The 21564-nt window shown below is 59.1% G+C and carries 9 protein-coding genes, 5 rRNA genes and 1 pseudogene; 11 read left to right on the top strand and 4 right to left on the bottom strand.

The features are described 5' to 3' along the window. Nucleotides 1-426: 426 nt before the first annotated feature. Together LDN90_RS21950 and rrf (LDN90_RS21945) are read left to right on the top strand one after the other, a co-directional pair. Nucleotides 427-3570: ribosomal RNA gene (locus LDN90_RS21950) — 23S ribosomal RNA — on the top strand. Between the two features lie 154 nt (nucleotides 3571-3724). After that, nucleotides 3725-3841, top strand: a 5S ribosomal RNA gene (gene rrf / locus LDN90_RS21945). Nucleotides 3842-3918: 77 nt separating this feature from the next. Here rrf (LDN90_RS21945) and LDN90_RS21940 read toward each other — a convergent pair. Beyond that, entirely contained in the window at nucleotides 3919-4296 is a 378-nt protein-coding gene (locus LDN90_RS21940) for a nuclear transport factor 2 family protein (protein ID WP_216927800.1), read from the bottom strand. A gap of 92 nt (nucleotides 4297-4388) precedes the next feature. On the opposite strand from LDN90_RS21940, the gene LDN90_RS21935 reads away from it, so the two are divergent. The 9 genes from LDN90_RS21935 to LDN90_RS21895 all read left to right on the top strand — a co-directional run bounded on the left by LDN90_RS21935 (nucleotide 4389) and on the right by LDN90_RS21895 (nucleotide 17944). Then, entirely contained in the window at nucleotides 4389-5345 is a 957-nt protein-coding gene (locus LDN90_RS21935; protein ID WP_223947117.1) for an RNA polymerase subunit sigma-70, read from the top strand. A gap of 464 nt (nucleotides 5346-5809) precedes the next feature. After that, nucleotides 5810-7331: ribosomal RNA gene (locus LDN90_RS21930) — 16S ribosomal RNA — on the top strand. A 553-nt stretch (nucleotides 7332-7884) separates the two neighbouring features. Beyond that, nucleotides 7885-11028, top strand: a 23S ribosomal RNA gene (locus LDN90_RS21925). Between the two features lie 154 nt (nucleotides 11029-11182). Continuing rightward, nucleotides 11183-11299: ribosomal RNA gene (gene rrf, locus LDN90_RS21920) — 5S ribosomal RNA — on the top strand. The 16S, 23S and 5S rRNA genes sit together here, the layout of an rRNA operon. Before the next feature lie 76 nt (nucleotides 11300-11375). Beyond that, nucleotides 11376-11942: a GNAT family protein gene (locus LDN90_RS21915; protein ID WP_346346997.1), complete on the top strand. Its 567-nt coding sequence runs from the start codon at nucleotides 11376-11378 to the stop codon at nucleotides 11940-11942. Nucleotides 11943-12236: 294 nt separating this feature from the next. After that, entirely contained in the window at nucleotides 12237-12524 is a 288-nt protein-coding gene (locus LDN90_RS21910) for an HU family DNA-binding protein (protein ID WP_011776355.1), read from the top strand. 256 nt (nucleotides 12525-12780) lie between these two features. Next, nucleotides 12781-14985, top strand: coding sequence for a cytochrome c oxidase assembly protein (locus LDN90_RS21905; RefSeq protein ID WP_223949359.1), 2205 nt, complete (start codon nucleotides 12781-12783; stop codon nucleotides 14983-14985). Further along, nucleotides 14985-16958 (top strand): NHL domain-containing thioredoxin family protein, encoded by a 1974-nt coding sequence (locus LDN90_RS21900; protein WP_223947116.1) that lies wholly within the window; start codon nucleotides 14985-14987, stop codon nucleotides 16956-16958. Before LDN90_RS21905 ends, LDN90_RS21900 begins: the two co-directional genes overlap by 1 nt. Nucleotides 16959-17119: 161 nt before the next feature. Next, nucleotides 17120-17944 (top strand): DUF559 domain-containing protein, encoded by an 825-nt coding sequence (locus LDN90_RS21895; RefSeq protein WP_223947115.1) that lies wholly within the window; start codon nucleotides 17120-17122, stop codon nucleotides 17942-17944. 85 nt (nucleotides 17945-18029) lie between these two features. Here LDN90_RS21895 and LDN90_RS21890 read toward each other — a convergent pair whose 3' ends face one another. The 3 genes and pseudogenes from LDN90_RS21890 to LDN90_RS21880 form a co-directional block, all read right to left on the bottom strand. Next, nucleotides 18030-19058: a hypothetical protein gene (locus LDN90_RS21890; protein WP_216927175.1), complete on the bottom strand. Its 1029-nt coding sequence runs from the start codon at nucleotides 19056-19058 to the stop codon at nucleotides 18030-18032. Between the two features lie 115 nt (nucleotides 19059-19173). After that, nucleotides 19174-20925, bottom strand: coding sequence for a helicase HerA-like domain-containing protein (locus LDN90_RS21885; protein ID WP_223947114.1), 1752 nt, complete (start codon nucleotides 20923-20925; stop codon nucleotides 19174-19176). Nucleotides 20926-21101: 176 nt separating this feature from the next. Beyond that, nucleotides 21102-21564, bottom strand: a pseudogene (locus LDN90_RS21880) (hypothetical protein); the annotation flags it as partial.

The following is a 21564-nucleotide window of genomic DNA, read 5'->3' as shown; positions in this document are numbered from 1 at the left end:
TTTGGCATGGCCTTGCTGGTTGTGTCCTGGTGTTAGTACGGTGCTGCTGCGTCCTCTTGTGGGGGTGTGGTGGTGTTGGGAACGTGCCGGGGCGTGGTTGTAGGGGGTTGTGTTTGGCGCACTGTTGGGTCCTGAGGCAACAGGACCTTTTTGCAGCAATGCATGGGGGCACTTTCTGGTGTTTCTTTTGTTCCTGCTTCTGTCCTTTCACTGCCGTGGTCGGCCCCGCCTTTGGGTGTGGGTTGTGGTGGTGGGGGTGGTTGACGGGGTTGTTGTTTGAGAACTACATAGTGGACGCGAGCATCTAGGACACACACGCATTTGTGTGTGTTCTTACAGCAATTTCTTATGAATGAACCTGGCCCTTGTGGTCATGGTTCTCTCGAATAGATGATGCATGACTGAACGTATGTTTGGTTTGTGTGTGGTCAAGTTTTTAAGGGCACACGGTGGATGCCTTGGCATTAGGAGCCGAAGAAGGACGTAGGAATCTGCGATAAGCCTGGGGGAGTTGATAACCGAGCGTTGATCCCAGGATGTCCGAATGGGGAAACCCCGCACAACGCCGCAGGGTGATTGTGTGACCCGCATCTGAACACATAGGGTGCGTGGGGGGAACGCGGGGAAGTGAAACATCTCAGTACCCGCAGGAAGAGAAAACAAGAGTGATTCCGTTAGTAGTGGCGAGCGAACGCGGATCAGGCTAAACCGTTTCATGTGTGATAGCCGGCGGGCGTTGCATGGGCGGGGTTGTGGGACTTTCCGTACTGGTTCTGCCGGACCGGTGGGGTGTGTAGTGCAGGCATAGGTGAACGGTCTTGAAAGGCCGGCCAGAGAGGGTGTGAGCCCCGTAACCGTAATGTTGTGTGCCGCCTGGAGAGGATCCCAAGTAGCACGGGGCCCGAGAAATCCCGTGCGAATCTGTCAGGACCACCTGATAAGCCTAAATACTTCCTAATGACCGATAGCGGACCAGTACCGTGAGGGAAAGGTGAAAAGTACCCCGGGAGGGGAGTGAAACAGTACCTGAAACCGTGTGCTTACAATCCGTCGGAGCCAGTCTGATTCTGGTGACGGCGTGCCTTTTGAAGAATGAGCCTGCGAGTTAGTGTTACGTCGCGAGGTTAACCCGTGTGGGGTAGCCGTAGCGAAAGCGAGTCTGAACAGGGCGAGTGTAGTGGCGTGATCTAGACCCGAAGCGGAGTGATCTACCCATGGCCAGGTTGAAGCGACGGTAAGACGTCGTGGAGGACCGAACCCACTTCAGTTGAAAATGGAGGGGATGAGCTGTGGGTAGGGGTGAAAGGCCAATCAAACTCCGTGATAGCTGGTTCTCCCCGAAATGCATTTAGGTGCAGCGTTGCGTGTTTCTTGCCGGAGGTAGAGCTACTGGATGGCCGATGGGCCCTACAAGGTTACTGACGTCAGCCAAACTCCGAATGCCGGTAAGTGAGAGCGCAGCAGTGAGACTGTGGGGGATAAGCTTCATAGTCGAGAGGGAAACAGCCCAGACCACCAACTAAGGCCCCTAAGCGTGTGCTAAGTGGGAAAGGATGTGGAGTTGCGAAGACAACCAGGAGGTTGGCTTAGAAGCAGCCATCCTTGAAAGAGTGCGTAATAGCTCACTGGTCAAGTGATTCCGCGCCGACAATGTAGCGGGGCTCAAGTACACCGCCGAAGTTGTGGATTTCACACGGTACCCTAGCCTTCGTGGTTCAGGGGTGTGGAGTGGTAGGGGAGCGTCGTGTGGGCAGTGAAGTCGCGGTGGAAACCAGCGGTGGAGCCTACACGAGTGAGAATGCAGGCATGAGTAGCGAAAGACGGGTGAGAAACCCGTCCGCCGAATGATCAAGGGTTCCAGGGTCAAGCTAATCTGCCCTGGGTAAGTCGGGACCTAAGGCGAGGCCGACAGGCGTAGTCGATGGACAACGGGTTGATATTCCCGTACCGGCGAAAAACCGCCCATGCCAAGCGGGGGATACTAACCGCCCGGAGCCTGCCCGCCCACCCTTGTGGTGTGTGGGTTTTGGCCGAGCGCGGGACCTGATCCCGGGAGGTAAGCGTATTAACAGGTGTGACGCAGGAAGGTAGCCGGGCCGGGCGATGGTTGCCCCGGTCCAAGGATGTAGGGTCAGGGATAGGCAAATCCGTTCCTGTGTGCTTCGAGCACGATCCTGAGATCTGATGGGACTCCCGTTTGGGGGGATCCGGTGATCCTATGCTGCCAAGAAAAGCATCGACGCGAGGTTTTAGCCGCCCGTACCCCAAACCGACACAGGTGATCAGGTAGAGAATACCAAGGCGATCGAGAGAATTATGGTTAAGGAACTCGGCAAAATGCCCCCGTAACTTCGGGAGAAGGGGGGCCTGCCCCGTGATGGAGACGTGCTCTCCGTGAGCGGGTGTGGGCCGCAGAGACCAGGGGGAAGCGACTGTTTACTAAAAACACAGGTCCGTGCGAAGTCGCAAGACGATGTATACGGACTGACTCCTGCCCGGTGCTGGAAGGTTAAGAGGACCGGTTAGCCCCTTGCGGGCGAAGCTGAGAATTTAAGCCCCAGTAAACGGCGGTGGTAACTATAACCATCCTAAGGTAGCGAAATTCCTTGTCGGGTAAGTTCCGACCTGCACGAATGGAGTAACGACTTCCCCGCTGTCTCAACCATAAACTCGGCGAAATTGCAGTACGAGTAAAGATGCTCGTTACGCGCAGCAGGACGGAAAGACCCCGAGACCTTTACTATAGTTTGGTATTGGTGTTCGGAGTGGCTTGTGTAGGATAGGTGGGAGACGTTGAAACCCGGACGCCAGTTCGGGTGGAGTCATCGTTGAAATACCACTCTGGTCACTTTGGACATCTAACTTCGGCCCGTGATCCGGGTCAGGGACAGTGCCTGATGGGTAGTTTAACTGGGGCGGTTGCCTCCTAAAAAGTAACGGAGGCGCCCAAAGGTTCCCTCAGCCTGGTTGGCAATCAGGTGTCGAGTGTAAGTGCACAAGGGAGCTTGACTGTGAGAGAGACATCTCAAGCAGGGACGAAAGTCGGGACTAGTGATCCGGCGGTACATTGTGGAATGGCCGTCGCTCAACGGATAAAAGGTACCTCGGGGATAACAGGCTGATCTTGCCCAAGAGTCCATATCGACGGCATGGTTTGGCACCTCGATGTCGGCTCGTCGCATCCTGGGGCTGGAGTAGGTCCCAAGGGTTGGGCTGTTCGCCCATTAAAGCGGTACGCGAGCTGGGTTTAGAACGTCGTGAGACAGTTCGGTCCCTATCCGCTGCGCGCGCAGGAAATTTGAGAAGGGCTGTCCTTAGTACGAGAGGACCGGGACGGACGAACCTCTGGTGTGTCAGTTGTACTGCCAAGTGCACCGCTGATTAGCTACGTTCGGATGGGATAACCGCTGAAAGCATCTAAGCGGGAAGCTCGCTTCAAGATGAGATTTCCATACACAATTTGTGTGAGAGGCCCCCAGCCAGACCACTGGGTTGATAGGCCGGATGTGGAAGCGAGGACCAAAGACTCGTGAAGCTGACCGGTACTAATAGGCCAACAACTTACACCACACACAACACTGCACGCGTCCACTATGTGGTTCCCGAACAACAACCGTTCCAGGAACCAACAACTGAATAACAACACCACACAGTTGTAACCACACAGACTTCCCACCCCCAACCGGAACCACAAACCGGCACAGGCGGGGTCGGGTAACAAGGTTACGGCGGTCATAGCGTGGGGGAAACGCCCGGTCCCATTCCGAACCCGGAAGCTAAGACCCACAGCGCCGATGGTACTGCACCCGGGAGGGTGTGGGAGAGTAGGACACCGCCGGACAACAATTAACGGGAAGCCCCGACCACCACGGTCGGGGCTTCCCCACTTTAACCACTGCTAACAACCACATCAGGTGCTCAGGTCCCCACGACGTCGCCACGTGCCAAGGCGAAAGGCAGACGATCGAAGATGATGTGGATCTCGGCGATCTGATCGTTGTGAATGCGATACAGTTCCGCGCCCGGTGCGCTCGGAACTGCCCGATTGGCTGTGTCGTACATGAGTATCGCTTCGTCGTCGGACCCGTAAGCCGCAAGAAGTGCAGATTTTGTGAGCGTAGCAGCGAAGGGCTCCATGAAGGCCCTGACAGCGGCACTACCGTTCATGGTGCCGGACGGTGCATGGCAGGTGACATCCTCGGCTAAGTGCTTGATGGCTGAGTCCAGGTTGCCGGTTGTCCAGGCCCGGTGGTAGGCGACTGCGATCTCGACGGCTTTGGCTTGCTTTTCAGACATGGTCTGGTTCCTTTCGTAGGCGGATACTCCTGTTTAGACACCACTTCGCAGCAGATCGGAACGCCTTCAAGGGTCCGTGCCAAGATTGAACCGTGACATCAGCCGAGTTGGAGGCCGCCCGGTCCGGCGATGAGGAGGCTTTTGCCTCGCTCGTAGCACCCTTTCGCCGGGAGCTTCATCTGCATTGCTACAGAATTACAGGATCTGTGGATGATGCAGATGACGTTCTGCAGGAGGTTTTGCTGGCGGCATGGAAAGGGTTGCCTGGGTTTGCCGGCCGATCGTCCTTGCGGACCTGGCTCTATCGGATTGCCACTACTCGCTCGCTCAATGCTCTAAGGGAACAAAGTCGCCGACCTCGCTCTGCTCCCGTACCTCCCTTCGAGCCGCCAACTCCGAACGACCGATTCGATCAACCGCATTTGCAGCCTTACCCCGATGTATTGGTCGACGAGCTTGATCCTGCTGTGCAGGCGGTTGCCCGCGAAAGCGTCGAGCTCGCGTTTGTCGTTGCGCTTCAACGGATGCCGCCGCGCCAGGCTGCAGTGTTGATCCTCTGCGATGTGTTGGATTTCACCGTTGCTGAAGCTGCTGAGATGCTCGCGGTAGGCCCGACGGCGGCTAAGGGTCTTCTTCAGCGAGCCCGCTCCGTCAGGCCTTCTCCAGGGCCAATTGCGACCGGAGCACACCACCACGATTTAGCCCGTAAGTTTGCGGATGCTTTCTCGCGAGACGACGTCGATTCCGTCCTTGAGCTCCTCACCGATCAATGCTGGCTTGCCATGCCCCCGGCCAACGAACTTTACGTGGGCCAGCACGCCGTCGGGAATTTCCTCCGAGCCAGTGCGGCCGGCAGGCCTGGCGGCAATTACGCCCTGGTTGCTGTCACTGCCGGTGGCAGGCCGGCGTTCGTCTGTTATCTGCAGAGCCGGGCCCGGGGACTCTTGGTGATTGAGCCAACTCAGACTGGCGACAAGATCGCATCGATCATGCGATTCCTCGACGATGGTCTGCATCGCCACTTCGGAATGCTTGACTTTCTTGACTGAAGGCGAATCGTAACTGGCCTATTGCCGCGCCTCTGAACGAATGTTCGACGGCGGGCTGGCGGGGGTTTTTGGGGGTGTGTTGGGTGGTGTGGGGGTGGATTTGCGTTGGGGGTGTGGGGCGTGTATTGTTTTCTGAGTCGCCGGGTGCGAAACGGAAAGCCGGAAGGTGTGTACGGTTCGGTAGGCGGCCAAAAATAACTCTTCTTTTCCAATGGCCTTGTTGGGTGTGCTGCTTTTGTGGTGCGCTGTGCGGGGTGATGTTTTGGGGGGTCTGTTGTTTGAGAACTCAATAGTGTGCCAAGTTTGTTGATGCCGATTGTTTTTTGATTGGTTGAAATTATGGCCGGGCCGTTGCGCACCCCCGTGTGTGGTGGTCTGGTTTTCAGCTGGTTTCGAATTTTGTGCAGCCGCGTTCTTGCCGTTATTTCCGGTGGGTGTGGTTGTGTCTGTTTGATTTTTTGTTTTCAACGGAGAGTTTGATCCTGGCTCAGGATGAACGCTGGCGGCGTGCTTAACACATGCAAGTCGAACGATGATCCCTAGCTTGCTGGGGGGATTAGTGGCGAACGGGTGAGTAACACGTGAGTAACCTGCCCTTGACTCTGGGATAAGCCTGGGAAACTGGGTCTAATACCGGATATGACCATCTGGCGCATGTCATGGTGGTGGAAAGCTTTTGTGGTTTTGGATGGACTCGCGGCCTATCAGCTTGTTGGTGGGGTAATGGCCTACCAAGGCGACGACGGGTAGCCGGCCTGAGAGGGTGACCGGCCACACTGGGACTGAGACACGGCCCAGACTCCTACGGGAGGCAGCAGTGGGGAATATTGCACAATGGGCGAAAGCCTGATGCAGCGACGCCGCGTGAGGGATGACGGCCTTCGGGTTGTAAACCTCTTTCAGTAGGGAAGAAGCGAAAGTGACGGTACCTGCAGAAGAAGCGCCGGCTAACTACGTGCCAGCAGCCGCGGTAATACGTAGGGCGCAAGCGTTATCCGGAATTATTGGGCGTAAAGAGCTCGTAGGCGGTTTGTCGCGTCTGCTGTGAAAGACCGGGGCTCAACTCCGGTTCTGCAGTGGGTACGGGCAGACTAGAGTGCAGTAGGGGAGACTGGAATTCCTGGTGTAGCGGTGAAATGCGCAGATATCAGGAGGAACACCGATGGCGAAGGCAGGTCTCTGGGCTGTAACTGACGCTGAGGAGCGAAAGCATGGGGAGCGAACAGGATTAGATACCCTGGTAGTCCATGCCGTAAACGTTGGGCACTAGGTGTGGGGGACATTCCACGTTTTCCGCGCCGTAGCTAACGCATTAAGTGCCCCGCCTGGGGAGTACGGCCGCAAGGCTAAAACTCAAAGGAATTGACGGGGGCCCGCACAAGCGGCGGAGCATGCGGATTAATTCGATGCAACGCGAAGAACCTTACCAAGGCTTGACATGAACCGGAAAGACCTGGAAACAGGTGCCCCGCTTGCGGTCGGTTTACAGGTGGTGCATGGTTGTCGTCAGCTCGTGTCGTGAGATGTTGGGTTAAGTCCCGCAACGAGCGCAACCCTCGTTCTATGTTGCCAGCGGTTCGGCCGGGGACTCATAGGAGACTGCCGGGGTCAACTCGGAGGAAGGTGGGGACGACGTCAAATCATCATGCCCCTTATGTCTTGGGCTTCACGCATGCTACAATGGCCGGTACAAAGGGTTGCGATACTGTGAGGTGGAGCTAATCCCAAAAAGCCGGTCTCAGTTCGGATTGGGGTCTGCAACTCGACCCCATGAAGTCGGAGTCGCTAGTAATCGCAGATCAGCAACGCTGCGGTGAATACGTTCCCGGGCCTTGTACACACCGCCCGTCAAGTCACGAAAGTTGGTAACACCCGAAGCCGGTGGCCTAACCCTTGTGGGGGGAGCCGTCGAAGGTGGGACCGGCGATTGGGACTAAGTCGTAACAAGGTAGCCGTACCGGAAGGTGCGGCTGGATCACCTCCTTTCTAAGGAGCTGCTAACAACTTGCTGTTGCCCTGCATGGGGTGGTGGTGGTTGTCAGTGTTGCCCATTGCGCAGGCGTTTGTTCTGCGGTGGGTGCTCATGGGTGGAATATCAACAAATCAAATGTTTTTTGGCATGGCCTTGCTGGTTGTGTCCTGGTGTTAGTACGGTGCTGCTGCGTCCTCTTGTGGGGGTGTGGTGGTGTTGGGAACGTGCCGGGGCGTGGTTGTAGGGGGTTGTGTTTGGCGCACTGTTGGGTCCTGAGGCAACAGGACCTTTTTGCAGCAATGCATGGGGGCACTTTCTGGTGTTTCTTTTGTTCCTGCTTCTGTCCTTTCACTGCCGTGGTCGGCCCCGCCTTTGGGTGTGGGTTGTGGTGGTGGGGGTGGTTGACGGGGTTGTTGTTTGAGAACTACATAGTGGACGCGAGCATCTAGGACACACACGCATTTGTGTGTGTTCTTACAGCAATTTCTTATGAATGAACCTGGCCCTTGTGGTCATGGTTCTCTCGAATAGATGATGCATGACTGAACGTATGTTTGGTTTGTGTGTGGTCAAGTTTTTAAGGGCACACGGTGGATGCCTTGGCATTAGGAGCCGAAGAAGGACGTAGGAATCTGCGATAAGCCTGGGGGAGTTGATAACCGAGCGTTGATCCCAGGATGTCCGAATGGGGAAACCCCGCACAACGCCGCAGGGTGATTGTGTGACCCGCATCTGAACACATAGGGTGCGTGGGGGGAACGCGGGGAAGTGAAACATCTCAGTACCCGCAGGAAGAGAAAACAAGAGTGATTCCGTTAGTAGTGGCGAGCGAACGCGGATCAGGCTAAACCGTTTCATGTGTGATAGCCGGCGGGCGTTGCATGGGCGGGGTTGTGGGACTTTCCGTACTGGTTCTGCCGGACCGGTGGGGTGTGTAGTGCAGGCATAGGTGAACGGTCTTGAAAGGCCGGCCAGAGAGGGTGTGAGCCCCGTAACCGTAATGTTGTGTGCCGCCTGGAGAGGATCCCAAGTAGCACGGGGCCCGAGAAATCCCGTGCGAATCTGTCAGGACCACCTGATAAGCCTAAATACTTCCTAATGACCGATAGCGGACCAGTACCGTGAGGGAAAGGTGAAAAGTACCCCGGGAGGGGAGTGAAACAGTACCTGAAACCGTGTGCTTACAATCCGTCGGAGCCAGTCTGATTCTGGTGACGGCGTGCCTTTTGAAGAATGAGCCTGCGAGTTAGTGTTACGTCGCGAGGTTAACCCGTGTGGGGTAGCCGTAGCGAAAGCGAGTCTGAACAGGGCGAGTGTAGTGGCGTGATCTAGACCCGAAGCGGAGTGATCTACCCATGGCCAGGTTGAAGCGACGGTAAGACGTCGTGGAGGACCGAACCCACTTCAGTTGAAAATGGAGGGGATGAGCTGTGGGTAGGGGTGAAAGGCCAATCAAACTCCGTGATAGCTGGTTCTCCCCGAAATGCATTTAGGTGCAGCGTTGCGTGTTTCTTGCCGGAGGTAGAGCTACTGGATGGCCGATGGGCCCTACAAGGTTACTGACGTCAGCCAAACTCCGAATGCCGGTAAGTGAGAGCGCAGCAGTGAGACTGTGGGGGATAAGCTTCATAGTCGAGAGGGAAACAGCCCAGACCACCAACTAAGGCCCCTAAGCGTGTGCTAAGTGGGAAAGGATGTGGAGTTGCGAAGACAACCAGGAGGTTGGCTTAGAAGCAGCCATCCTTGAAAGAGTGCGTAATAGCTCACTGGTCAAGTGATTCCGCGCCGACAATGTAGCGGGGCTCAAGTACACCGCCGAAGTTGTGGATTTCACACGGTACCCTAGCCTTCGTGGTTCAGGGGTGTGGAGTGGTAGGGGAGCGTCGTGTGGGCAGTGAAGTCGCGGTGGAAACCAGCGGTGGAGCCTACACGAGTGAGAATGCAGGCATGAGTAGCGAAAGACGGGTGAGAAACCCGTCCGCCGAATGATCAAGGGTTCCAGGGTCAAGCTAATCTGCCCTGGGTAAGTCGGGACCTAAGGCGAGGCCGACAGGCGTAGTCGATGGACAACGGGTTGATATTCCCGTACCGGCGAAAAACCGCCCATGCCAAGCGGGGGATACTAACCGCCCGGAGCCTGCCCGCCCACCCTTGTGGTGTGTGGGTTTTGGCCGAGCGCGGGACCTGATCCCGGGAGGTAAGCGTATTAACAGGTGTGACGCAGGAAGGTAGCCGGGCCGGGCGATGGTTGCCCCGGTCCAAGGATGTAGGGTCAGGGATAGGCAAATCCGTTCCTGTGTGCTTCGAGCACGATCCTGAGATCTGATGGGACTCCCGTTTGGGGGGATCCGGTGATCCTATGCTGCCAAGAAAAGCATCGACGCGAGGTTTTAGCCGCCCGTACCCCAAACCGACACAGGTGATCAGGTAGAGAATACCAAGGCGATCGAGAGAATTATGGTTAAGGAACTCGGCAAAATGCCCCCGTAACTTCGGGAGAAGGGGGGCCTGCCCCGTGATGGAGACGTGCTCTCCGTGAGCGGGTGTGGGCCGCAGAGACCAGGGGGAAGCGACTGTTTACTAAAAACACAGGTCCGTGCGAAGTCGCAAGACGATGTATACGGACTGACTCCTGCCCGGTGCTGGAAGGTTAAGAGGACCGGTTAGCCCCTTGCGGGCGAAGCTGAGAATTTAAGCCCCAGTAAACGGCGGTGGTAACTATAACCATCCTAAGGTAGCGAAATTCCTTGTCGGGTAAGTTCCGACCTGCACGAATGGAGTAACGACTTCCCCGCTGTCTCAACCATAAACTCGGCGAAATTGCAGTACGAGTAAAGATGCTCGTTACGCGCAGCAGGACGGAAAGACCCCGAGACCTTTACTATAGTTTGGTATTGGTGTTCGGAGTGGCTTGTGTAGGATAGGTGGGAGACGTTGAAACCCGGACGCCAGTTCGGGTGGAGTCATCGTTGAAATACCACTCTGGTCACTTTGGACATCTAACTTCGGCCCGTGATCCGGGTCAGGGACAGTGCCTGATGGGTAGTTTAACTGGGGCGGTTGCCTCCTAAAAAGTAACGGAGGCGCCCAAAGGTTCCCTCAGCCTGGTTGGCAATCAGGTGTCGAGTGTAAGTGCACAAGGGAGCTTGACTGTGAGAGAGACATCTCAAGCAGGGACGAAAGTCGGGACTAGTGATCCGGCGGTACATTGTGGAATGGCCGTCGCTCAACGGATAAAAGGTACCTCGGGGATAACAGGCTGATCTTGCCCAAGAGTCCATATCGACGGCATGGTTTGGCACCTCGATGTCGGCTCGTCGCATCCTGGGGCTGGAGTAGGTCCCAAGGGTTGGGCTGTTCGCCCATTAAAGCGGTACGCGAGCTGGGTTTAGAACGTCGTGAGACAGTTCGGTCCCTATCCGCTGCGCGCGCAGGAAATTTGAGAAGGGCTGTCCTTAGTACGAGAGGACCGGGACGGACGAACCTCTGGTGTGTCAGTTGTACTGCCAAGTGCACCGCTGATTAGCTACGTTCGGATGGGATAACCGCTGAAAGCATCTAAGCGGGAAGCTCGCTTCAAGATGAGATTTCCATACACAATTTGTGTGAGAGGCCCCCAGCCAGACCACTGGGTTGATAGGCCGGATGTGGAAGCGAGGACCAAAGACTCGTGAAGCTGACCGGTACTAATAGGCCAACAACTTACACCACACACAACACTGCACGCGTCCACTATGTGGTTCCCGAACAACAACCGTTCCAGGAACCAACAACTGAATAACAACACCACACAGTTGTAACCACACAGACTTCCCACCCCCAACCGGAACCACAAACCGGCACAGGCGGGGTCGGGTAACAAGGTTACGGCGGTCATAGCGTGGGGGAAACGCCCGGTCCCATTCCGAACCCGGAAGCTAAGACCCACAGCGCCGATGGTACTGCACCCGGGAGGGTGTGGGAGAGTAGGACACCGCCGGACAACAATTAACGGGAAGCCCCGACCACCACGGTCGGGGCTTCCCCACTTTAACGGGCAATCAAAGAGCTAGAGTCGCATGATGACCCTGACCCGAACTTTGGATGCCCCATCTGGGAACGCCGCGAATGGAAGAGTCCACCTTCGGACTTTGTCCCTGTCCGACGTCGAGCCCTTGGCGGCCGCCTATACCCGGAACGCTGAGTACCTCGCCCCATGGGAACCACTGCGCAGCGAGGCGTTCTATACCAGGGCAGGGCAAGAGGCCGTTGTTCGGAGCAAACTGAGCCAGTATGCCGCAGGCACGGAAGTTCCGTGGGTAGTTCTCCATGACGGGGATGTCGTTGGCATGATTACTTTGACGGGCATAGTCCGTGGACCATTCATGAACGCCAACCTGGGTTACTGGGTCGACCAAGCGTTCGCCGGCAAGGGCATTGCCACTTCTTCGGTAGAGGCGGTTCTCTCCATGGCCAGCGAAGATCTGGGACTCCACCGTATCCAAGCGGCAACCCTGCTGCATAACTTAGCCTCGCAGGCAGTCCTCAAACGATCCGGCTTCGAGCGGCTCGGAATGGCGCGGTCGTATCTCCACATAGCAGGCGAATGGCAGGACCACTTCCTGTATCAGCGTATTCTCTTCTGATCCACGTCGGTTGGATGCTCTGAAGCCGCGATGGCTAGCCGCGTGCAACTCCCGGCGGTGGCTGTCGGCGTCGTGATTTCTTACGCTGGCTGGTGGCCCGTTCAACGCCGTAGGGTACGCCATGTGCGGTCCACACCCCCAAAAACCCTGAAAAACCGGTGATTTTGGTCAAAAAAGCGCGGAAACACGCGGAATTTGCTGGCCAAGTCGGTGCAAGCTGGTAAGTTTTCGAGCAGTGGCTTGCTCGCATTCCGCTTGAAAGCTCAAAAAACGTATTAGTCCAGGAGGACGTAAATGGCTAAGAACCGTAGTGAACTCGTTGCAGAGGTAGCAGGCAAGGCTGGCACGAGCCAGGCAGCCGTCAACTCCGTGCTCGATGCACTGTTCGAAGTTTTCGAGACTTCTGTTGCCGCTGGCGAGAAGATCACCATCCCGGGCTGGCTCGCAGTTGAGCGTACCGACCGTGCAGCACGCACCGGCCGCAACCCGCAGACGGGCGAAACCATCCAGATCGCCGCTGGCCACAGCGTTAAGCTGACCGCAGGCTCCAAGCTGAAGGCTGCTGTCGCCAAGAAGAAGTAATTCCAACTTCGGCGAACGCCTGAAAGGGACGGCAACCAACTGGTTGCCGTCCCTTTTGCCGTTAAGCAATCACTTGTCCCGCACACCAAGGCGGCATCCGCTTGCCGGTGCCCACTTCTCCTCCCCAAATGGTTCCCGATTCGCAGCGCAGCCGCACGTAACGGACAATGGATAGGTGCCATCAGCAAGAAGCTCCGCAACTGCCCCATCGCCTGTTCCCAAGCCGGGAGCGCGGGGCGGCAATGCCGTCACGGGCATTTCCGTCCCATGGCAGCTTGCTGGACTGGCGGTGCTCTTCCTGACTTTGGCTGCTGCCCTCGTCTTCTCCGGTGCTTCTGCTGCCCGCCAGGTTTCGGACCCCGGTGCGCTGGTTCGATGGGGCTTGCCGGTGGCGAAAGCCGTCCACAACGCTTCCATAGCGACAGTTATTGGTGGCCTCATCTTCGCGGTCGGAATCCTGCCCAAGAACCTCAGAGGGTCGCGATCCCGTGAAAAGGATCTGGAGGCTCCGGAGCATCCAGCTTTTGCACGCGCCCTTGCCGTTGCCGCGGCGGCAGGTGCCGCTTGGACGCTGTCCGCCGTAGCTGTCCTGGTATTGACCTACGCGGATGTCGCGGGTCAGGGACTTTCCGGGGACGCTGAATTCACCCGCTCGCTGGTGTACTTCATGACGGACATAGATACGGGCAAGGCCTGGCTGTCCATCACCATCATTGCTGCGGTTGTCACCACCGCGCTCTTCGGCGTCCGATCGCTGACTGGCCTCGCCTTTACGCTCCTGCTTGCCCTGATCGGGCTGATTCCGACCGCACTGATCGGTCACTCCTCCAGCTCCAGTGATCACGAAGGCGCCATCAACTCGCTGGGCCTTCACCTGGTTGGAGTCTCCGTGTGGGTGGGAGGCATCATCATGCTCGCAGTCCTTTCCGGATTGCTCGCTGGTTCCAGGAAGTCTGGGACGAGCGACATCACCGAACCGACTCTCCGAAGGTTCTCGGCCCTGGCAGGCTTTGCTTTCGTTCTGGTGTTTGCGTCCGGTGTGATAAATGCAGCCATCCGCGTGACGAACCTGGGCGATCTGTTTGGCTCTGCCTATGGGCAAATCATCCTTGCCAAGGCACTTGCCACCCTGGTGCTGGGTGGCATCGGCTTCATGCATCGTCAATGGGTCATACCTCAGCTGGGAAAGAGCGGTTCGATGTCTGCCCGCCGGGTGCTGTGGCAGCTGGTTCTGGTTGAGCTGCTGGTGATGGGCGCGACGTCGGGCCTCGCCGTCGCGCTGGGGCGCTCGGCCCCGCCGCAGCCCACCACGTACGCACCGGACGCCTCGCCGGCCTTCATCCTGTCCGGCTATGAACTTCCGCCGGAACTTACCCCCGAGCGCTGGCTTACGGAATGGCGTTTTGACTGGCTGTGGGTGGGAGTGGCCTTATTCGGCGCCGTGTCCTACATCCTCGGGATCATCAAGATCCGCAAGCGCGGGGATAGCTGGTCCTGGTTCAAGACAGTGACCTGGATGATTGGACTGGTGATTCTCACCTACATCACGTCTGGTCCGCCAGCTGTCTATGGCCGCGTACTGTTTTCTGCCCACATGGTGGATCACATGGCCCTGACCATGGTGGCACCGATCTTCCTGGTGTTGGGTTCGCCGGTGACCCTCGCGCTGCGTGCACTCCCTTCCCGGGGTGAAGGCGCGCACGGTTCGCGGGGTCTTCGGGAGTGGCTGCTCCTGTTCGTCCACTCCCGGTTCTCGCAGGTGGTGACTCATCCGCTGTTCGCCGCTGCGAACTTCGCGGGATCCATCGTGCTGTTCTACTACTCGGACCTTTTCGGCCTGGCGATGCGGGAGCACGTAGGCCATGAGCTGATGAATGTGCACTTCCTGCTGACGGGCTACATTTTTGTGCTCAGCATGATCGGCAGTGATCCACTGCCGCGACGTGCGCCGTATCCCATGCGCCTGCTGCTCCTCCTCGCAACCATGGGGTTCCACGCGTTCTTTGGCGTGGCCATTATGGGCGGCACTGGCCTGCTGGCTGCTGACTACTTCGGCAACCTGGGCCGGACCTGGGGTGCCTCGGCCATTGCAGACCAGCAAATGGGTGGTGCCGTGGCTTGGGGCATTGGTGAAGTTCCCACCTTGTTGGTGGCAATTGGCGTAGCCGTCATGTGGTCACGCTCGGACGAGCGGGAGACCCGACGGGTGGACCGTGCGGCCGACAGGAATAACGACGCCGATCTCAGTGCTTATAACGATATGTTTGCCCGGCTCGCTGACCGCGATGCCAAGTTGGCCGGCCGCCCGGCCTCAGCCAACCCGACGGCCATGACTACTCAAACGACTGAAGCGACCGATGGCGCCGCTCCTGGGGACAGCGCGTCAACAGGCCACGCAAGGGGAAGCGTTGGCGAAGCAAGCAGCAAGACTGAACGAAACACGAAGCTGGAAGGACGCTGATGAGCGAAACCGTACGCACCCAACTCCGGGTCCGGGCCTCCGAACTGGAGGGCCGCGGCTGGCTCAATACGGGCGGTAAGTCCCTAGACCTGGAATCCCTGCGCGGCAAAATTGTGCTGCTGGACTTCTGGACCTTCTGCTGCATCAACTGCCTGCATGTGCTCGACGAACTCCGGCCCCTTGAGGAAAAGTACTCTGATGTCCTGGTGACAGTCGGCGTGCATTCGCCCAAGTTCGAGCACGAAGCCGATCCTGTTGCCCTTGCTGCTGCCGTGGAGCGTTACGAGATCCATCATCCGGTTCTGGACGACCCTGAGCTGGCCACGTGGAAGGCGTACACAGCCCGTGCCTGGCCCACGCTGGTGGTTGTTGATCCGGAGGGTTACATCGTGGCGCATCTTTCCGGTGAAGGCCACGCAGATGGCCTCGCCGTGCTGCTTGAGGAACTTGTTGCTGAGCACGAAGCAAAGGGGACCCTCCACCGGGGCAACGGTCCGTACGTTGCTCCTGTGCCGACGTCGGGCACTTTGCGCTTCCCAGGCAAGACGACGCAGTTGGCCAACGGCAATTACCTCGTCGTCGACTCCGGGCACCACCGCCTGGTGGAGCTCCACCCGGACCTGAAAACCGTTGAGCGGGTTATTGGCTCCGGGACCAAGGGGTACGCGGACGGCCAAGCGGACACCGCCGAGTTCAACGAGCCGCAAGGTATAGCTGTTCTTCCCTCCGCGCTCGCTTCTACGCTCGGTTATGACGCCGTGGTCGCGGACACCGTGAACCACCGCCTTCGCGGGGTGACGTTGAGTTCAGGGCATGTCCGGACTGTTGCCGGCAACGGTGTGCAGCGCTTGCTCGACGCCGGTCCTGCCCGTGTCACCGAGACGGGCGCGGGCGCCTGGTCCGAGCACCACGACGGCGGTCCGGCTGACTTTGCTGCCGACGCAATCGACGTCGGGGTGCTTGGCCTCGGGACCGGGGTTTCCTTGTCCTCGCCGTGGGATGTGGTGTGGAGCGCGAAGCTGCAGCGAGTCGTGATCGCAATGGCGGGAACGCACCAGATCTTTGCGTTCGATCCCGTAACCAACCAGGTTTCCATCCTGGCGGGCTCGGGCCTGGAAGGACTGTTGGACGGCGTAGCGGAGGACGCTTGGTTCGCCCAGTCGTCCGGCCTGGCCATTGATGCCGATGACAACATCTGGGTGGCCGACTCGGAGACTTCCTCTCTGCGACGTTTGGTGCTTGATGAAACCGGCGTGACGGTGGAGACAGCCGTCGGCCAAGGTCTGTTCGACTTCGGATTCCGTGATGGCGACGCCAGTGAGGCACGCCTGCAGCACCCCTTGGGGGTCACGGTACTGCCGGATGGTTCCGTAGCGATCGCCGATACCTACAACGGTGCCGTTCGCCGGTACGATCCCGCGACGAAGACAGTGTCAACGTTGGCGCGTGGCCTGGCTGAGCCGAGTGACGTCGTCGTGGTTAACCACAGCAATAGTGATCCGCTACTGGTGGTGGTTGAGTCAAACAAGCATCAACTGGTTTTGGTGCCGATCCCCAAGGAAGCCCAGCAGGTGGATGAGGGTGCGTCCCAGACGCACCGTCCCAAGAGCCCCGTGACACCTGGAACCCTGGAGCTGGCCGTTCGCTTCAAGGCCCCCACCGGGCAGAAGCTTGATGACCGCTGGGGCGACCCCACGCAGATGAAGGTCTCTTCCACTCCTCCGGAACTGCTGGTCTCCGGAGGCGGGACATCGGTGGGTCTGTTGCGGACCATCGAATTGTCGCCCGACGTGCCCGAGGGCATCCTTCACATCACTGCCCGTGCGGCCGCCTGTGACGGACCTGAAACCGAGGACGGAGAGATTCCGGACCACGCAGCCTGCCACCTGTACCAGCAGGATTGGGGCATCCCGGTTATTTTGCAGGCCGACGGTGAATCAGAGCTGGTGCTCGACCTCCGTGGCATGGACTAAAGCCTGCTGAACTGGCCCGGGTTTGACTCTTGAGAGGGAGGACCCGGGCTTCTTCATGCCCCCACCCTTCTCCGTAACCGGGCCAGTTTGCCGCGCCCACTTCTCCACATACGCCGGTTTGGGACTGCCGGCCTTCCTAGCCTTGGCGGGAGGCTGTGTGGATGGATGCAGAACTGGTACTCCGACAGCTGGGCGGCGTCGCCTTGAACAGGCAGGTGCACTCCCGCGGCGTCAGTGAGTCCGCGATTCGGGCGGCGCTGCGGGCAGGCTGTATTGAGCGCGTAGAGCGGGGAGTGCTGGGCCTTCCTGGTGCGGATCCGGAGTTTGTCGCGGCAGTCAAAGCGAGATCGCTACTGACGTGCGCGTCTGCCGCAGGCCGTTATGGCCTATGGCTGCTTCACCAACCAACCGAGCCCCACTATTGGCAAAGCAACGGCCGGCGGGCGACCGGATGCGTCAGCCACCGCCTGCCCCTGTCCCAGCCGCGGCGCGAACCGTTCGTTGCACTGCCGGATGTCCTGTTGCACGCGCTGCTTTGCCTGCCCGCGTTGGAATCACTGGTGATGGTCGAAAGTGCCTTCATCCGCGGCGACATCACGGTGGAATACCTGCGGCGGCACCTGGTGGGCAACCGGGGCGGGCGGGCCCGTGAAGTCCTTTCAAAAGTTGATCGTGGGGCGGGTTCCTTGATCGAGACCTTGGCGCGTGTCTTGTTCAGGGATGTGGGGATCCGGACCGAGACCCAGGTCTGGATCGACGGCGTAGGAACTGTGGACTTCCTCCTTGAGGGCTTCCTCATTATCGAAATCGACGGGCTGGCGTTCCATCTGAATCCGCGTCAGTTCAAGAAGGATCGTCGGAGGGACAACGAGGCGATCCGCCAGGGCTTGCTCGTGCTGAGGTTCTTCTACGACGATGTGGTCCACACGCCGGATGCGATGCTGCGTCACGTACGTGAGGTCCTTCGTCGGGGCCGCTTGGTGTAACCAGCCCAGTTTTGGGCAGCTCGGGGCCGGCGCGAGCACAGACTGCGAGCCTCAGGTGATGAAAGGTGGGCCAGTGCGGCGGGGCCTAGAAAGTCAGCATGGGTGTGACGGTCACCGTGTTGTTGTCCGTGTCCAGTTGGGTGGTGAAGCTGAAATCGTGCTCCACGTTGAGGTCGTTGACCAAGCCGGTGAACAAATTGATCTCGCGGGCGGAAACCCTTGCCTTGCCGTTGAGCGGGGCAACGACCCATTTGCCGCCGAAGGGCTCGATGGTGATCTTGGGGTACTCGGTAATTTCCCACTTGATGGTTCCGTCCACGACGCGCGCATTGCTGACGTGGTAGAACGGGCAATCAGGTTGGAGGCGCTGTTGTTCGGTGGCCTGGGCGGCACAGGTGTCCAGGAATTCCCGGACTTTGCCGGCGACGGCTTCGTTCAAGGCCTTGGTTGACCGCGTCTGCAGGTTCAGCGGGGCCTGGCCGCCGTCCCGGGTTGAAACGAGGGCCGAGGTAGGAGGAGCCTCGAAGTATGTGCCGTTGAGGGTGGCTTCGTATTTGCCGGGATAGAACACGGCAAAGGTGTTGTGGCCATTTGGCATGTTCACGGGGACGCCGTTGAGCGCTGCTTCGCTGGAGTTGACCACGGTGACTTCAATGGTGGGCAGCGTGGTGGGAACGAAAGCCCATTTGCCGAAGAACAACCATTGGGTCCCGGTGCGCTCCATCAGGAATTCGGTATGGAGCCGGTTACCGTCCAACGTGTAGTCCATGGGCACGGCAACACGGTTGCTGCCCCTGGACTCGGCGTTTCCGAGTTTGATGTCGGACAGTTTTGAGGCGGCTGTTTGAAGGGCCGTGCCGTCGAGCATGGCGGCATTCGCACTGGGAACTTTTGCTCGCAACAGACCCAGGGCTTGCTCGCCTTCGCCCTTTTGTAAGGCATCCAAATACTCCCGGACAGGCTGTTGCGGACTGGCCACGGAGGAGCTCACCAGGTTGATGCAGACGATGGCTCCGGCGGCAGCAAGCATCAGACCGAGCAGCCATCCGGCTGCGGTCCTGACTATCGCTTGACTCAACTGCACGCCCTTTACGTTACCTGCCGCGGCAGCGATAGCCGTGCATGAGGGCGTCGGCGTGACCTGCGAAGACGCTTCCTGTAGGGCCCGACGGCGGGTGTCAGCAACTCTTGCCGCCACCCGCCGTCGGGCTTCTGACAGCCAAAAAGGGCTAGCGGCGGCGCCGCGAGGAGGTACCGAAAACGCCGCGCACGAGGTCGCGGCCAAGCTGTGTCCCCATGGAACGGACCATGCTCTTCAGCCCACCGCCCAGGGCTCCGCCGAGTGCCCCGGCAAGGTCGCCGAACATGCCGCCGTCCTGCTGGGAGGCATGCTGCGGTTCTGGTGCTGGCGGAAACGAGGACGGCCCTGGAAACGAGGAGGGCGCAGGGACCGGACGGGAACTCGGGCGGCCGAGGATCTCTTCCTCGATGCGCCGCGCTTCGGCGTCGATGTCGTACGGCGCCCCGGCAGAACCGCCCGAAGCGGAACCACCCACCGGAACACTGCCCGGAACCGGCGGCAAGCCCGGCGCGGCGTCACCTGTGGAGGGCGCAGCGTTGCCATGGAGTTTCTCGTAGGCGGACACGTTGTCTACGGCTGTCCCGTACTTGACCAGAAGGGAGGACGAGGCCACGGTGCTGCGGACAAGGTCATCGGTGCTTGGGCCCATCACGGACTCGGGGGCACGCAGCCGGGTGAGGGCAACAGGTGTAGGCGCGCCTTTTTCGTTCATCACGGTAATGACGGCCTCACCGATGCCCGCGGAGGTGAGCGTCTCTTCGAGGTCGTAGTCGCTGACGGGAAACGTTGACACGGTGGCCTTGAGCGCCTTGGCGTCCTCCGGGGTGAACGCACGCAAGGCATGCTGTACCCGGTTGGCAAGCTGGCCCAGGACGTCGGCAGGGACATCCTTGGGTGTCTGGGTGACGAAAAAGATGCCCACGCCCTTGGACCGGATGAGCCTGACCGTGGTGGTGATGGCATCAAGGAAGGCCTTGGAGGCGTCGCTGAACAACAGGTGAGCCTCGTCCAGGAAGAAGACGAGCTTGGGTTTGTCGAGGTCGCCGGCTTCGGGAAGGTCTTCGAAGAGATCAGCGAGGAGCCACATGAGGAACGTGGAAAACAGCAGGGGCTTGGTCTGGAGGGTGGGCAGCTCAAGGCAGCTGATGACGCCTCGGCCGTCGGGGGCGGTGCGGAGGAGTTCGGCGGTATCGAACTCCGGTTCGCCGAAGAACTTCTCCATGCCCTGGGCTTCCAACCCAACAAGTTCCCGGAGGATTACGCCCGCTGTGGCTTTGGAGAGGCCGCCAAGGTCCTCCAACTGTTCCTTGCCTTCGTCCGAGGTAAGGAACTGGATCACAGCCCGGAGGTCTTTGAGGTCTATCAGTTCCAGATTGTTCTTGTCCGCGAAGTGGAAGATCAGCTGGAGGCTGGATTCCTGGGTCTCATTGAGGTCCATGATGCGCGAGAGCAGGATGGGCCCGAACGAGGTGATGGTGGCCCGGACGGGGATGCCGTTGCCGTCTCCACCGAGGCTCAGGAATTCCACGGGGAAGTTCTTTCCCTGCCACTGCTGGCCGAGGGCTTCAGTGCGTGCGCTCAACTTTTCACTGCCCGTTGCCGCCGTCGCCAGTCCCGAAAGATCTCCCTTGATGTCCGCGAGGAAAACTGGAACACCCGCCGTCGAGAGTTGCTCGGCAATCATGTGCAGCGTGACCGTTTTGCCAGTACCGGTGGCGCCGGCCACGAGGCCGTGGCGGTTCATCATCGCCAAGGGGAGCCGGACCTGGGCCTCCTTGTGGATTTCACCGTCCACGATCGCCGCACCCAGCTCGATGGTGGCACCTTCCAGGGCGTACCCCTGCTGGATGGTGGCAAGTTTTTCAGCAGTTGTTGCAATGGGTTCGTTGGCCATGCGCATAGCTTAGCTGGGCCGGACCAGATCCTTGCTGAAAGCCAAATGCTTGCGCGGAGTGGGTCAACGGCGAGTTCCTCCAGCAGGGGACCGACGCGGGGATCGCGCTTTCGTAGATATAGCCCAAGTAAGTAGCAGCTGAGCGCGTTTTGGGCGGTCAAAACGCGCTTAACTGCGACTCAGTTGGGGCGGGCAAAAGCTCCCGCGCCCCAACCGGACGTCCACGGTCCCACCGCAAACAAAGTGCTCTGTGCAGTACCAACAGGGGACAGGACCCTTTGATTCCCGGAGACCAGGAGTTTGCCCGTGGAGTGTGGATCCGCAGAGGTGAGCAACCTCTGCTCGGTGCCCCATCCGGCGTCGTGCAGGTCCGCCAAAGCGGGATTCGCCGAACGTTCCACGGAGGCTCGAGGGCCGCCGTGCCTCGATGTACGCGGACGCATCCACCACCACGGGTGACTGGAAGGAGCCGGATACAAACCGGCCCGTTGATTCGTCGGTGCGAACCCACATTCCCGGCCCCAGGAACTTCAGGAATCCGGCGCGGTGCAGCGCGAGCATCTCACGAAGACGGTGTGACGGCGGCCCGGAATCCACGAAGCTGAAGAAGCCGTGCCACCAGCCGTGGATCGCTCTAGCCGCCCG

Origin of the sequence: Arthrobacter sp. NtRootA1 (assembly GCF_019976975.1) — a bacterium.
Lineage (GTDB): Bacteria > Actinomycetota > Actinomycetes > Actinomycetales > Micrococcaceae > Arthrobacter > Arthrobacter aromaticivorans.
Note: the sequence above shows the minus strand (reverse complement) of the source record. Positions and strands in the feature narration are given on the sequence as shown.